The sequence below is a fragment of the Aneurinibacillus aneurinilyticus ATCC 12856 genome (assembly GCF_000466385.1).
Lineage (GTDB): Bacteria > Bacillota > Bacilli > Aneurinibacillales > Aneurinibacillaceae > Aneurinibacillus > Aneurinibacillus aneurinilyticus.
On record NZ_KE952809.1, the window covers coordinates 359 to 12,803 of the forward strand.

General features: G+C 37.8%; 11 protein-coding genes and 1 pseudogene. 8 read left to right on the forward strand and 4 right to left on the reverse strand.

Features of this window, described 5'->3' with window-relative positions:
• Positions 1-238: 238 nt before the first annotated feature.
• The 5 genes and pseudogenes from rsgA to HMPREF0083_RS14110 all read left to right on the forward strand — a co-directional run bounded on the left by rsgA (position 239) and on the right by HMPREF0083_RS14110 (position 5,166).
• Positions 239-1,318 (forward strand): ribosome small subunit-dependent GTPase A, encoded by a 1,080-nt coding sequence (gene rsgA, locus HMPREF0083_RS14085; protein ID WP_021622147.1) that lies wholly within the window; start codon positions 239-241, stop codon positions 1,316-1,318.
• Positions 1,319-1,365: 47 nt separating this feature from the next.
• Positions 1,366-2,349, forward strand: a pseudogene (locus tag HMPREF0083_RS29425) (phosphotransferase enzyme family protein).
• 216 nt (positions 2,350-2,565) lie between these two features.
• Positions 2,566-3,462: an alpha/beta fold hydrolase gene (locus HMPREF0083_RS14100; protein ID WP_021622150.1), complete on the forward strand. Its 897-nt coding sequence runs from the start codon at positions 2,566-2,568 to the stop codon at positions 3,460-3,462.
• A 568-nt stretch (positions 3,463-4,030) separates the two neighbouring features.
• Positions 4,031-4,252, forward strand: coding sequence for a spore germination protein (locus HMPREF0083_RS14105; protein WP_021622151.1), 222 nt, complete (start codon positions 4,031-4,033; stop codon positions 4,250-4,252).
• Between the two features lie 656 nt (positions 4,253-4,908).
• Positions 4,909-5,166, forward strand: a complete 258-nt coding sequence (locus HMPREF0083_RS14110) for a hypothetical protein (protein WP_021622153.1) — start codon at positions 4,909-4,911, stop codon at positions 5,164-5,166.
• Between the two features lie 85 nt (positions 5,167-5,251).
• On the opposite strand, the gene HMPREF0083_RS14115 is transcribed toward HMPREF0083_RS14110, so the two are convergent.
• Positions 5,252-5,896: an Asp/Glu/hydantoin racemase gene (locus HMPREF0083_RS14115; protein ID WP_021622154.1), complete on the reverse strand. Its 645-nt coding sequence runs from the start codon at positions 5,894-5,896 to the stop codon at positions 5,252-5,254.
• Between the two features lie 376 nt (positions 5,897-6,272).
• Between HMPREF0083_RS14115 and HMPREF0083_RS14120 the strand changes: the two genes are divergently transcribed.
• Positions 6,273-7,061 carry a polysaccharide deacetylase family protein gene (locus HMPREF0083_RS14120; RefSeq protein ID WP_051354663.1) on the forward strand — a complete coding sequence of 263 codons (789 nt, stop codon included), beginning with the start codon at positions 6,273-6,275 and terminating at the stop codon, positions 7,059-7,061.
• Between the two features lie 89 nt (positions 7,062-7,150).
• Here the strand turns inward: HMPREF0083_RS14120 and HMPREF0083_RS14125 are convergent, their stop codons facing one another.
• From HMPREF0083_RS14125 to HMPREF0083_RS14135, 3 genes are all read right to left on the reverse strand, one after another.
• Positions 7,151-7,723, reverse strand: coding sequence for a class F sortase (locus tag HMPREF0083_RS14125; RefSeq protein ID WP_051354664.1), 573 nt, complete (start codon positions 7,721-7,723; stop codon positions 7,151-7,153).
• Between the two features lie 53 nt (positions 7,724-7,776).
• On the reverse strand, positions 7,777-7,977 hold the full coding sequence (locus HMPREF0083_RS14130) for a hypothetical protein (RefSeq protein ID WP_021622158.1): 201 nt from the start codon (positions 7,975-7,977) through the stop codon (positions 7,777-7,779).
• Between the two features lie 198 nt (positions 7,978-8,175).
• Positions 8,176-9,582 (reverse strand): amino acid permease, encoded by a 1,407-nt coding sequence (locus HMPREF0083_RS14135; protein ID WP_021622159.1) that lies wholly within the window; start codon positions 9,580-9,582, stop codon positions 8,176-8,178.
• A 422-nt stretch (positions 9,583-10,004) separates the two neighbouring features.
• Here HMPREF0083_RS14135 and HMPREF0083_RS14140 point away from each other — a divergent pair, with 422 nt between their 5' ends.
• Both HMPREF0083_RS14140 and HMPREF0083_RS14145 read left to right on the forward strand, forming a co-directional pair.
• Positions 10,005-11,747: a methyl-accepting chemotaxis protein gene (locus tag HMPREF0083_RS14140; RefSeq protein ID WP_021622161.1), complete on the forward strand. Its 1,743-nt coding sequence runs from the start codon at positions 10,005-10,007 to the stop codon at positions 11,745-11,747.
• A 270-nt stretch (positions 11,748-12,017) separates the two neighbouring features.
• The gene (locus HMPREF0083_RS14145; protein ID WP_040302841.1) at positions 12,018-12,371 is read left to right on the forward strand and encodes a DUF1904 family protein; all 354 of its coding nucleotides are present in this window, start codon (positions 12,018-12,020) and stop codon (positions 12,369-12,371) included.
• Positions 12,372-12,445 lie beyond the last annotated feature (74 nt).

The following is a 12,445-nucleotide window of genomic DNA, read 5'->3' on the forward strand; positions in this document are numbered from 1 at the left end:
AAATACATCCGCTAAAATTACATTTCGTTGCCCCTCACTCATATAATTGGAGCTTGGATAAATATGTCCAATTAATGAGCCAAGGCAACTAAAGCCTTGGCTTTTTTATGTTTATTTTTGCATGTAGAGCCATAGGTCTATAACCGCCTTGGCTCTTTTATTTTGCCTGCATGAGGGAACGAAATTGTAATGACAATCACAGTTTTTACAAGTATACGTACTACATGGAGGTAAACGAATGAACGCACAACAAGTAATGGGATGGAACACATTTTTTGAGCAGCATTATCAGAACTACAAAGGAAAGAGACTCCTTCCTGCCAGGGTAATAACAAAGCATGGTCATAGTTATCAACTCTATTTCGAAGGCCAGTTTCTTACAGCGAAGGTAGCTGGAAAATTTAGATATCATGCTTATCTAAAAAAACATTTTCCAGTAGTAGGAGATTGGGTTGTTTTTAGACGTATTGAAAATAGCAACGAAGCAATCATCCATGCGGTGATGCCAAGAAAAAATTGCTTTGTAAGGAAACTACCCATTTCGGGTGGACGACGAATGAGTAACGGGATTATCGAAGGTGGAACAACGGAGGAACAAGTCATCGCAGCAAATATAGACACCTCATTCATCGTAAGCGGTCTCGATCAAGATTTTGATCTTCGGAGGATAGAAAGATTTATCACCTTAGTCTACAATAGCGGTTCTCAGCCTGTAGTTATTTTAAACAAAACCGACCTTTGTGATAATGTGAGTGATTTTGTAAATCATGTGAGAGATATTGCGATAAATATACCGATCCTTGCAATAAGTGTTGAGAAAAATATAAATATGGATGCCTTATGCCCCTATTTACAACCCGGAAAAACAGTTGTTTTCCTTGGTTCGTCTGGAGTTGGAAAATCTACAATAACAAATGCTTTGCTAGGAGAAGCAAAGCAAAAGAAACAGACAATTAGTACAGCTACTGGGAAAGGTCGGCATACAACAACAAGTGTGGAACTTATAATTCACCCCACTGGGTATACAATTATAGATACACCTGGCTTACGTGAAGTGCAGCTATGGGGGGAAGAAAAGGTACTTGAACAAAGTTTCAACGACATAAAAGAAATCGCAAATAGATGTAGGTATCAAGATTGTCGACATGATAAAGAGCCTGGATGTGCTGTAAAGCAAGCGTTTCAAAATGAATGGATTAGCGGTGAACGACTCGAAAGTTATAAAAAACAAATCGCTGAGCTACAGAGGCTAGACGAAAAGAAAAAACAATTCGAGAGATATATAAGTCGAAAAATGAAACATAAGCGCCACAAATAAAACCAACCATAGAAAGAGGTATCGTACCCATGATGAAACTTAGTACCATGAAAAAAGTTGTTGCCACAGTGAACGATGAATGGCAGAGCCCTGTAGCAGAAAAAATACTTGAACGATGGGGATATGACCATGATTCAGTTTATTACTTTAGATCCAGCGCAAATTTCGTATTTGTTTTTCACAAGGAGGGAAAGAAGCATTTCTTAAGGTTTAGTGATTCTTGCGAAAGAAAACTGCAAACGATAGAAGCAGAAATCGAGATTCTGCACTATCTCCGTGATCAACCGATTCATACAGCCCAGCCTGTTCCATCATTGAATAACAAATATATCGAGGAAGTTGAGACAGAAATTGGAACATTTTATGCAGTAGTATTCGAAGCACTTCAGGGGGAACAGTACGATATAGAGGATATCAATGAAGAACACTATTTCGTCTGGGGGCGCACATTGGGTCAATTGCATGCGAGCTTAAAAAGAATGCCCGAAACTTATCGTCGCGGCCGCCTCAGCTAGCAAGAGCAATTGAACTCTGTAAACACAATGCTGACTACTCAAGAACCATTCGTACAAAAGGAATGGGAGCTTGTTACGAAATGGGCGGAGCAAAAGCTGGTTTCAGAACAAACTTTCGGGTTGATTCATTATGATTTTGAATTAGATAATCTATGCTGGCAAAACGAAAAAGTAAGCATACTCGATTTTGATGATTGTGTTAATCATTGGTATGTAGCTGATATCGCCTATTCTTTGAGGGAATTATCAGAGTACGATGTTGACCTGGAAAATCAGTTCGTACAGGCTTTTATTAGAGGATATACACAAGAAACAGAGCTGGATATGAGCTTATTAAAAGATTTGAAATGGTTTATGAGGATGCATAATATTGTAACGTTTGCGACATTATTACGAACGGTAGATATCCAAGAATCCCCGGACGATCCTGAATGGCTCATACATCTACGGGAAGATTTGTTGGGCTATATTGAAGAATATCGAGCTTCATTTAAAAAGCGGGTTACTGAAAACTAAAAAGCTTTTAAACCCATCTCTATCCTCTGTACAAAACGGCGGGAACATCAAGTTCTCGCCTATCTCCAATTTTTTCAATTAGATGATGAAACCATGGAACAAGTCCATTCATAGTCTACTGTTACTGGTGATAAAGTAAAATTAACGTAAGACTTAATTGTATCGATGAGAGATCAAGAATAGAAAAGAACGAAAACCAGGGGGAATTAATGGGCAATGATTTATCCATTCTATAATAAAAATAAAAAAATACATGTTGAAATATTTGGTGAAGAAAGTTCTCCTGCAGTGTTGTTTTTACACGGTGGTCCTGGCGAAAGTTGTTATGATTTTGTTTACCATCAGGCAAAAAGACTCTCAAAAGAGATGCGTATTATAGCAGTAGACCAACGCGGTGTACTGCGTTCGGAGAAAATAGCAGAAGATGAACCGTTTGTCTTACAGGATTTGATTGATGATTGCGAAGAATTGAGATTTCAACTGAGGATAAAAGAGTGGAACGTTATCGGACATTCTTTTGGTGGTTATTTGGCTTTACTGTATGCAGCTGCCTATCCCAAGGCTATTTCAAAAATTATTTTTGAATGTCCGACATTTCATTTTGAATGGACATCTCGAAACCTATTGAAACGGACAGCTTTATTGTTCTATGAAAAAGGTGATTACGAACGAGCGCAAGAATGCAAAGCACTGTCAGTTGGCTCACATTGTTCAGAGGAACTCTTTGATCATTATATACGGCTAAGTGAGTTATTAGGAGATGAAAGGGATAAAATCTATTCGCCGAACCCAGTCATTACTGACGATTCGCTGTATACAGAGATGGAGTGGGAACAATTGTGGGAAGGCACTGAGTATCATTTGGAGAAGTTACGTGAGGAAGGGCGCATGTTTAAACCACTCATTCCACAATTAGCTAACTTGACACACCCTTCGTTACTCATTGTTGGAGAATTTGACCCTGTGACATGCGAAAGGCATATCCAGGAATATGATAAAGTTCCATCAAGGAAAAAGATTGTTTTCAAGGAAACGGGACATACCCCGCATATGGAGGTACCTGAAAAGTACGGAGAGGTGGTTGCCAAGTTCATTAAGTACGGAGTGATCTAAGGAGTATTTTGCGTCTAAAAAAGAAAACAGGAAAATTCTGCCCATATGCCCTTTAATGACTTTCTGTCAAAGAAACCTTAAAAATGAAGGGAAATGACATTCCGTTAGAGTTGACGTTTTTCACTTTGAACAAAAAAATATTGTTATATCCACTGTGTCGCTTATGTTGTCGTCTTCGTTAATTTTACCAGCATGTTCCCCTTCTTCGGACAAAAAAACGCAGGAGGAGACAAGTTTGACGCCGATTGTTTAAAATCATAATCAAAATACTGAACAAAGTCATTCTTCTTCTAATTCAACAAAAAATGAAAACCAACACTACGGAACCGGGAAAGGGACAACCATTTCTTAGCTTGCCAAGGAATTTTATAAAATAGACAGGTACCATAAAAAACAAACTGAATATGTATAGTATCAAAATTGAATAGTAAGTTCATACCTCCAGGAACTTAAGCTATATTTTATGTGTACCCCTTACATTAAGCAAAAAACCTTTAACCTGGTGGATGTGGGGTACTGCCAAAAAAGTTTTATGCAATTATCAATTTAATTAAAAAGGGAGATGTCTATGCCTTCATTCGTTAGAGGTATAAATATAGGATCTATGGATAACGGTTCAATAGTTATCACGAAAAACACTGCTCTTATTTCTCCTAAATCCGTTTCATCTCAAAAGTGGGGTTCAGGTACAGTTAATACAGCTAATTCTATGAGAAATTTTAATGCTGTTAATTCAACCAACATTGAAAAACCTCATGCTGCTGATCAAAATATTGCAGGTGAGGTGTAACAAAATTAAGAAGTGAAGATAACATCCGATAACATTCATCATTTTGAGTAAAGGATAGAAGGATTCGAGCATACTGTTTTAGGCGGAGAGCAACGAGGTATTTCTCTGTTGAGAACGTACTGGCTATATGACCAGTAAATGAAAAGCAAGTGAGTTAAATGCATAGATGACAAGGAAGTCCTGGTGTCCGTATGGATGGCGGGGCTTTTTTGTTTTCTTATTATTGTTGGACATTAGAACTGTTAATGGTCTGTTTTAAAAACAAATGATTGTTTGAATTTTCCACCAATAATTTTTGTGCCATCCTTAGCTATTTCAGCTTTTCTGTGCCAAGATATAATAACCTCAATTTTATTAGCGTGAATAGATACGGGGAAATGTAATAGAAGAAACTAGATTTATTTGACGGTATGTATCTACTTTGACCCTGTCTTTCTTAAGGTAATTAAAATGTGGGTGAGATTCGATCAAAATAGAGATAAGCGGAAAACCCTTGATTTATAAGGGGGGGTTATTTGCTCATGGATTGCCTATATAAGTTATGTTTGATATTTTGACCCAAGGGTGTTGATTATCCAGTATGATCCAGAGTGGATCGCCACCACACCGTGCCCCAAACTTCCTTGTGAGAAAAAGACGAGGAAACACGCCGACGCGTGCACCTTCTTTCTTCCATCTTATGGATAATCAACAGGTGTGATTTTGACCGAGTAATAAATCTATCATCACATTATAAATCTAGTGGTAAATTCCCTGACATAAAAGCTGGGACTTGGGAAATTGGCAAAAACGATTCAGGAAATGAAATTCATTATTCTGATATTGACAGTCTAGGTGCAACACTTGCAATGGAAGTAAATAAAGAGAATGAACTAACGATTATAGAATTTATTGCATATGACTGGGACAAATAGCCCGCGCTTTATTTGTCAAATCGGCTTATACTGGCTGGATTAAAATAGGTCCCACAGGTTCCCGGTCTCAAGGGGACCTATTTCTTTATGATGAAGGTAAACCTCGCAAATAAGCCAGGCAATGTTTTGCCGCTGCCCTAGGAGCAGTAAGAATAGGAACAGAAGGATTGAGCTGAGTGGCTACGTGCTCCATGCTATATTGGGAAAGGACAATTACGTCCACCTTACCGTCTATTTGATAAACCATTTCTCGTATTCTTTTATCATGCTCCTCTTTTCTTCCCTGGGAAAGCAGATGAATAGTACCTGGGTCTACCAGGGACTCTACCAAGATGTCAGGCTTTTTCTCCCTTAAATAACTAAGCAGGGCGATAGGTGTTTCTTTTACTGTAGAAATTAAGCCAATTCGTTCATAAGTGAGTGCTTCATTGAGCATCGCCTCATCCGAACGGAACAGCTTGATAGGATAAAGGGGTTGAAGAATAGTTGTTACATTGTTAAAAGCAGAACAAGTGAGTTGAATACAATCTACCTCTGATTGCACAGCTAAATTAACCAGTAAGGAAAAATGGCGAATAATTTCTGGTGTGAGTGAACCGCTTTTTTCCATCATAGCGAGAAGGCTTGTATCCATAAAATGAAAAAGTTCGACACCCGGAGCTTCTTCATAGAACGCGCGCTCAATAGGATTTAATGCGGTCGTTGTGGCATGAATTAAGGCGATTTTCATAAGTATCCTCCCGCGAATATCTTTATTATATAGATTATACTTGATATTTTGACAAGGTAGGGTGGTTGGAAGGAGGGGATTCGGAAAAATTCACCGGCATCCATTTTTTAGCATTGAATTTTTCCCTAGACGTAATCTCTTTGTTTGATTTTTGAGCGTAAGCTTGATAAGTAAAGCCTCTTGTTCCTATAAATAACATGAAGACAAACCTATAGAACTGTATACAATTACATACCTGTTGATTACCCATAAGCTAACACCCGTGATACGAAAAATGTAGTATATACGACAGAGAATAATTTTCTTCTTAATACAAAAATTAAAAGCATACATGTTGAAAAAGGGACGTTATTGTTATGCAAGGAGAAAGGATAAAATGAAGAAATTCATTTTGGCTCTTTTATTACTTTTTTGTTCAAACATATTAGCATGTAGCGATAGAAGTTCTATTCTTGGCAAAGGTCAAGGGGTTGCTGTGCTTGTATATCACCATATTTTAAAAGAAAATGAGAATCGAAAGTTTAAGGAAAACAAAGAGGTTATTACTCCAGAGTTATTCGCCCATCAAATGAAAATATTACACGATAACGGTTATACAACTATAACTTTGCAAGAGCTTGAGCAATTCATTAATAAAAAGATTTCATTGCCTCCAAAAAGTGTAATGATTACTTTTGATGATGGATATTTAAGTAATTTTAAATACGCCTATCCCGTTTTGAAAAAATATCACTATAAGGCTGTTATTTTTCCGATTACTTCTAGTATGAAAAGTCGTCCAGAAACGTTTAATCCAGATAAGCTTAATTACATCAGCTGGAATGAGCTTGTCCCTCATTCGGATGTATTCGAATATGCAGGACATACGGATAGACTTCATCGGACGATTGGCACTATGAGTTTTTTACTTGTTAAACGTTCAGAAGATATACTCATCGATCTGGAACTATCGAGAATCTTATTGAATACCCGCTACTTTGCTTATCCTTTTGGTCAGTATAATAAGAGTACGATACGATTAGTAAAAGAAGCAGGGTATAGGATGGCGTTTACCATCCATCCCGGAAAAGTGTACCCAGGTACTCCTGCTTTTGAAATACCTCGATATAGCGTTTTTTCAACTACTACTATAAGACAGTTTAAAAACATGGTGGGCATCCATTAATTGAGATTCGCGATTAAGTGCAAGAAGATACATTTAAAAAGAAAAGCCTGATGATAGGCATCCGGCTTTATTTAGTGAATAAGAAAGCGTTATGAAGAAATTTCGGTAAATACAACGAGGCGTTGTGCATGTTCCTGTGTTTTTTTGTTGAACTTACCTGCACAAGTAATTAAATTTAGATGAGCCTTTGGGGAAGCTCCAAAAATTCTTTCTAGGGGTGCTTCTTTTACCTTAAATGATTCAACAGTCTTTACAATAAAAACAAGCTTTGTGCCTTTATCATCATATAAGAAAACTTTATCCCCTGATTTTAGCTTTCTTAAATGATAGAAAATGGCTGGGCCTGTATAATGATCAAAATGCCCTGCAATTACGGCGTTTCCATTTTCCCCCGGTTTTGTCCAGGGCATAAGAATGCCCGCTTTTTCAAAAGAAGCTGGAACTCCCATCTGCCCATTAGCAAGAATACCTACAGGTTCAACCGGCGCAATAAGTTTAATGGAAGGTACTTCTAAACGAGTAGGTATTATTATCTTTGGTTTATAGGCTTCCCGGACAGCTGCGCCTATTGTATGTTCACTGCGGATATGTGTAAACAATGATGTATGGATGGAAGATAATAAAAAAGTAACCAAAAAGATAATACGTATAGCTTTATTCATAATTACGTCTCCATCGTATATAAAGAAAAAGGGGAAAGCTCCCCTTTTTTTCATTACTCGATTTCACTTGCTCCACCTGCACCAGTTTTTGGCATATGTGGTTTTGCTTCCTTAATGTGCATTTTTCCATGGTGTTTCGCATGATGTGTGCTTTTTGTATGCATTTTTTTCTCATGGTGTGTAGTAGCTGCGAATGCTGAGACAGATGAGCCGACAACACATGCTGCAAGTGTGAATGCGACGATTTTCTTCATTGATATCACCTCACAAATTGTATAATGCGCTTCGCATTACTTAATGTGTCCATTGCATTGTGTTTTTAGCTTGTAAAATGTATCCATAAAAACCTTTGCGACAATTAAAAACAGTGTCTTTTGCTATGACTATGACCGGAAAGCGTAACAAAGCCCCGCCACTCATACGAGTAGCGAGGCTTTGCTCTAACCATGGTATTACTTATTTATTGAATCTGAATTCCGTTCGTGTGTTTGTTTGCGTATAAAAAAAAGATAAATCAAATGAAGGATAATGACTACCGGAACCCCTATATAAATGGTCATCTTGGTACCATCATCAAACGCCAAACTAATCAATACAATTAGATTAAAGCTAAACGCCAAAATTGGCACTATAGGATACAATGGTGTGCGGAAACCCAGGTCACTTACTTTTCCACCTTCAGCAAGATAGCGCTTACGGAAAAAGTATTGAGAAGCCGCAATGCTCATCCAGGCAAGAATTGATGCCATTCCTGCTACGGAGAGAATCCATGTGTAAACCGTATTAGCAGCAATTTTTGAAGCCAGAATAGAAACGCATGAAATGCCCATGCTGGCAATTAGGGCAAGTAAAGGTACTCCTTTACCGGTTAATTTTTGAAATGATTTTGGAGCCATTTGTGCTTTCGAAAGAGAATATAACATTCTGGTGGTAGCATAAAGTCCAGAATTAGCTACAGATAAGAGCGAAGTAATGATGACGAAATTCATAATATCCGCCGCATAAGGAATTCCAATCTTATCTAAAGCTATGACAAAAGGACTGACATTTGGCTTAATTTCTTGCCAGGGAACAATTGAAACCAGAATGATAATCGATAAAACAAAGAATAAAATAATTCGATATGCTGTTTGATTGATTGCTTTTGGTATCGTTTTTTCCGGTGATTCGCTCTCTCCCGAAGCAATTCCTACTAGTTCAGTTCCGCCTAATGAGTAGTTTACCGCGAGCATGGCAATAACTACAGCGAGTGCTCCGTTAGGGAAGAACCCAAATTCAGTTAAATGCGTAAACATAGGAGCAGATGTTTCTCCATGAATCGGAACAAAACCAAATATAACAGATGCACCGATGAGAATAAACAGGACAATGGTGATTACTTTAATGCTAGCAAACCAAAATTCTGTTTCTGCAAAACTTCGGGCGGAGAAAGCGTTAACAGAAAATAAAATGATTCCGGTAAGCAATGACCATAGCCATGGAGAAATGTCGGGGAACCATCTTTGCATCTGCATCCCTATCGTTACAATCTCAAAAGCCACGGTTGAGGACCAGCCTATCCAATAAATCCAACCAACTGTAAAACCTGTTGATGGATGAATATATTTAGTTGCATACGTTTGAAATGAGCCAGATACTGGCATAGCTACTGTCAATTCCCCTAAACACAGCATAACTAAGTACATAATAAATCCGCCCATCATATAGGCTAATACTGCGCCTAGCGGTCCTGATTGGCTAATCGTATAACCAGAACCATTGAAAAAACCTGCACCAATTACACCGCCTAAAGCAATCATAAATAAGTGACGGCTTTTCATTTCCCTTTTTAGACTCTGTTCTTGATTTAATCCAGCCATACAAAACCTCACTTCTATAAGAATTAATATAGGCAATTCTCCATCAATTTCTTGGGAGACGTGCCCTAATCACCCCACACTACTAATAAAAACAATATTTTTATCATAATTAGTTGAATGATATTATTATTTCAAAAGTTGAACAATTGGACAATTCGACAAGATTACAAAAAAATCGACATTTTCTTATACAAGATGTATAAGAGAACAGGTAAAAAGGGAGATAGTGGAATAAATTTTTTAGGAAGTCAGTAGTATAATTATGTTTTTCTAAAACGGTGTAAATTTTCATTTTTTAGTAAAAATAAACAGAATAAATATTTAGAATTAAATTACTACATTTTAAGAATAAAATTTGTGTGCCATTAGTTCGATAAGAATAGTAAATAAGTCTTCTGTTGTGAATAAAAGGAGGGGCATTCGTGAGGTTCAAATTGCAATCATTACAAGCTAAATTAATTATTTTATGTTTGTTTATTTTGTTAGTACCTACTATCTTTATAGGCATTAGTACGTATGAATCCTCGAAAAATAAACTGGATGATGCTGGGAAAACAGCATTGAAAGATAATGTTAAGTTATTCATAGGCATAATTAAGCTTATGGATGAACAGGTAAAAGCCGGACATCTAACACTTGAAGAAGCTCAGGAGAAAGTCCGGCAAGAAATATTAGGTGAGAAAAACTCCGAAAATAAACGTCCTATGAAAAAGGAATACACGGTAGGTGAAACGGGATACATATGGGCTGTAAATAAAGATGCTATTTCTGTTATGAATCCTTTCAATGAAGGTCAAAATTTAACAGATGTTAAAACCGAGGACGGCATTATGCTAGGAAAGGAAATTGTTGAAAAGGGAACAAACGGTGGTGGCTATCTGACTTATAAATGGAGAGCACCCGATACGGGTGCACTTGAAATGAAAGTTAATTATGTTGAAATGGAACCCAACTGGGGCTGGATTGTTGGTTCAGGTGCCTATCTCAAGGAGTTTAATAGCGGCGCCAAGCAAGTTTTGTATCTTGTTTCCATTATTGCCGTCATTTTTGTTTTATTAGGCACGTTGGTTGTAAGTTATTTTTCGGCGCGTTTTACAAAGCCGATTCTGTTAATAGGTAAAAGGTTGAATCACGTAGCAGAGGGCGATTTGACGGTTGAAGAAGTTAGTATTACATCAAAAGATGAAGTCGGTGAACTGGCTCAAGACTTTAACAATATGATAAGAAGCATGCGGCATTTAATTAACGAAGTACATACATCCGCTCAACAGGTTGCTGTCTCGTCCAGAGAATTAACGGCAAGTGCCGAACAAACAAGCAAAGCAACGGAACAAATTACGATTTCCATACAGGAATCCGCAAGCGGGGCGGAAGAGCAGCAGCTCGCATTGCAAAAAACAACAAATTCCCTTGGGGAAATATCGGTTGGAATGCAGCGTATCGCTGAGAGTGCATCGACGATTTCCGAGTCCTCTACAGATACGGCAGAAACAGCCAAATTAGGAGGAGTCGCTCTACAAGGAACGGTTAAGCAGATGAATTCGATTAAAAAATCGGTTAATGAATCGGATTCCGTCATTAAGTCGCTGGATCAACGAACAAAAGAAATTGAAGAAATGTTAAAGACAATTATAAACATATCGGATCAAACCAACCTGTTAGCGCTAAATGCTGCGATAGAAGCCGCGCGTGCAGGGGAGCATGGTCGTGGATTTTCTGTCGTAGCAGAAGAGGTCAGAAAACTGGCGGATCAATCCAATAAATCTTCCAATCGAATTTCAAAGCTTATCGAAGAAATCCAGAAGGATATGACCCAGTCTATTCAGACGATGGACAGGGTAAAAGAAGAGGTAGGATCAGGAATTCAAATTGTAAATGAAACGGAGCAAAAATTCGACGCTATCTTGCGTTCAACAGAACAAATTTCGCAGCAAATCGAAGAGCTAGCCAGTGTAACCCAGCAAATATCGGCCGGTGTACAAGAAATTTCAGCAAGCGGGGAGAATGTTGCAAGTATTGCACAGCAGGCCTCCGGCAACTCACAAAATATTGCTGCTTCTGCGGAGGAGCAGCTTGCTTCGATGGAGGAAGTTACATCATTGGCGACGTCTTTATCGAAAATGGCGGAAGAATTACAGAAACTAACTGTTAAATTTAAATTTTAGATACGATAAAATCAAGAAAGAACCTGGTATATTAGCTGGGTTCTTTTGCGTAATATAGACAATCGACAAATGTACGGCTGCCAATTAAAACAAACTACAAAAAAGTAAGGTAGTGATATAATTTATCAAGGGTGTTGATTATTCAGTATGCTCCAGAGTGACGCGTGCACCTTCTTTCTTCCACCTTATGGATCATCAACGGGTGTGATAATTTATTTGTAAAGGATGTACAAATTCTTTGCAGACATATGTATGGAAAGGAAAGAAACTATGCCATTTTTGCGCTTTAAAGGGTTTGATAGAAACCTTCTTAAAACAATCTCTCCGACGCTTATTGAGGAATTCTCTCACATAGTTAATATTCCGAAAGACATCGTGAAGATCGAGCTTCTTACAGTCGAACAAATAACGAATACGCCTCCAAGCCTGGAAATCCTTATGTTTCAAAGGGAACAAGAAAAGCACGATGCACTTGCTGCTACGCTTTACAGCATGTTAAAAGAGCATGGATATACGAATGTCCATATTTTCTTTGTTATATTGACACCTTCACTTTATTACAAAGAAGGACAGCCATTAAAAGAGATTCCAAAGATAGAAGTGCTATCTTCTTCCAAGAGCTAATTAAAATAAATAACCACTCACCTTGAATGTGGGCCTATAATATATAAATTACCAAGGGTGTTGATTATCCAGTA

Coding starts and splice junctions, on each gene's coding strand:
- rsgA (WP_021622147.1), top strand. CDS start 239: ATGAACGCACAACAAGTAATGGGATGGAACACATTTTTTGAGCAGCAT.
- HMPREF0083_RS14100 (WP_021622150.1), top strand. CDS start 2,566: ATGATTTATCCATTCTATAATAAAAATAAAAAAATACATGTTGAAATA.
- HMPREF0083_RS14105 (WP_021622151.1), top strand. CDS start 4,031: ATGCCTTCATTCGTTAGAGGTATAAATATAGGATCTATGGATAACGGT.
- HMPREF0083_RS14115 (WP_021622154.1), bottom strand. CDS start 5,896: ATGAAAATCGCCTTAATTCATGCCACAACGACCGCATTAAATCCTATT.
- HMPREF0083_RS14120 (WP_051354663.1), top strand. CDS start 6,273: ATGAAGAAATTCATTTTGGCTCTTTTATTACTTTTTTGTTCAAACATA.
- HMPREF0083_RS14125 (WP_051354664.1), bottom strand. CDS start 7,723: ATGAATAAAGCTATACGTATTATCTTTTTGGTTACTTTTTTATTATCT.
- HMPREF0083_RS14130 (WP_021622158.1), bottom strand. CDS start 7,977: ATGAAGAAAATCGTCGCATTCACACTTGCAGCATGTGTTGTCGGCTCA.
- HMPREF0083_RS14135 (WP_021622159.1), bottom strand. CDS start 9,582: ATGGCTGGATTAAATCAAGAACAGAGTCTAAAAAGGGAAATGAAAAGC.
- HMPREF0083_RS14145 (WP_040302841.1), top strand. CDS start 12,018: ATGCCATTTTTGCGCTTTAAAGGGTTTGATAGAAACCTTCTTAAAACA.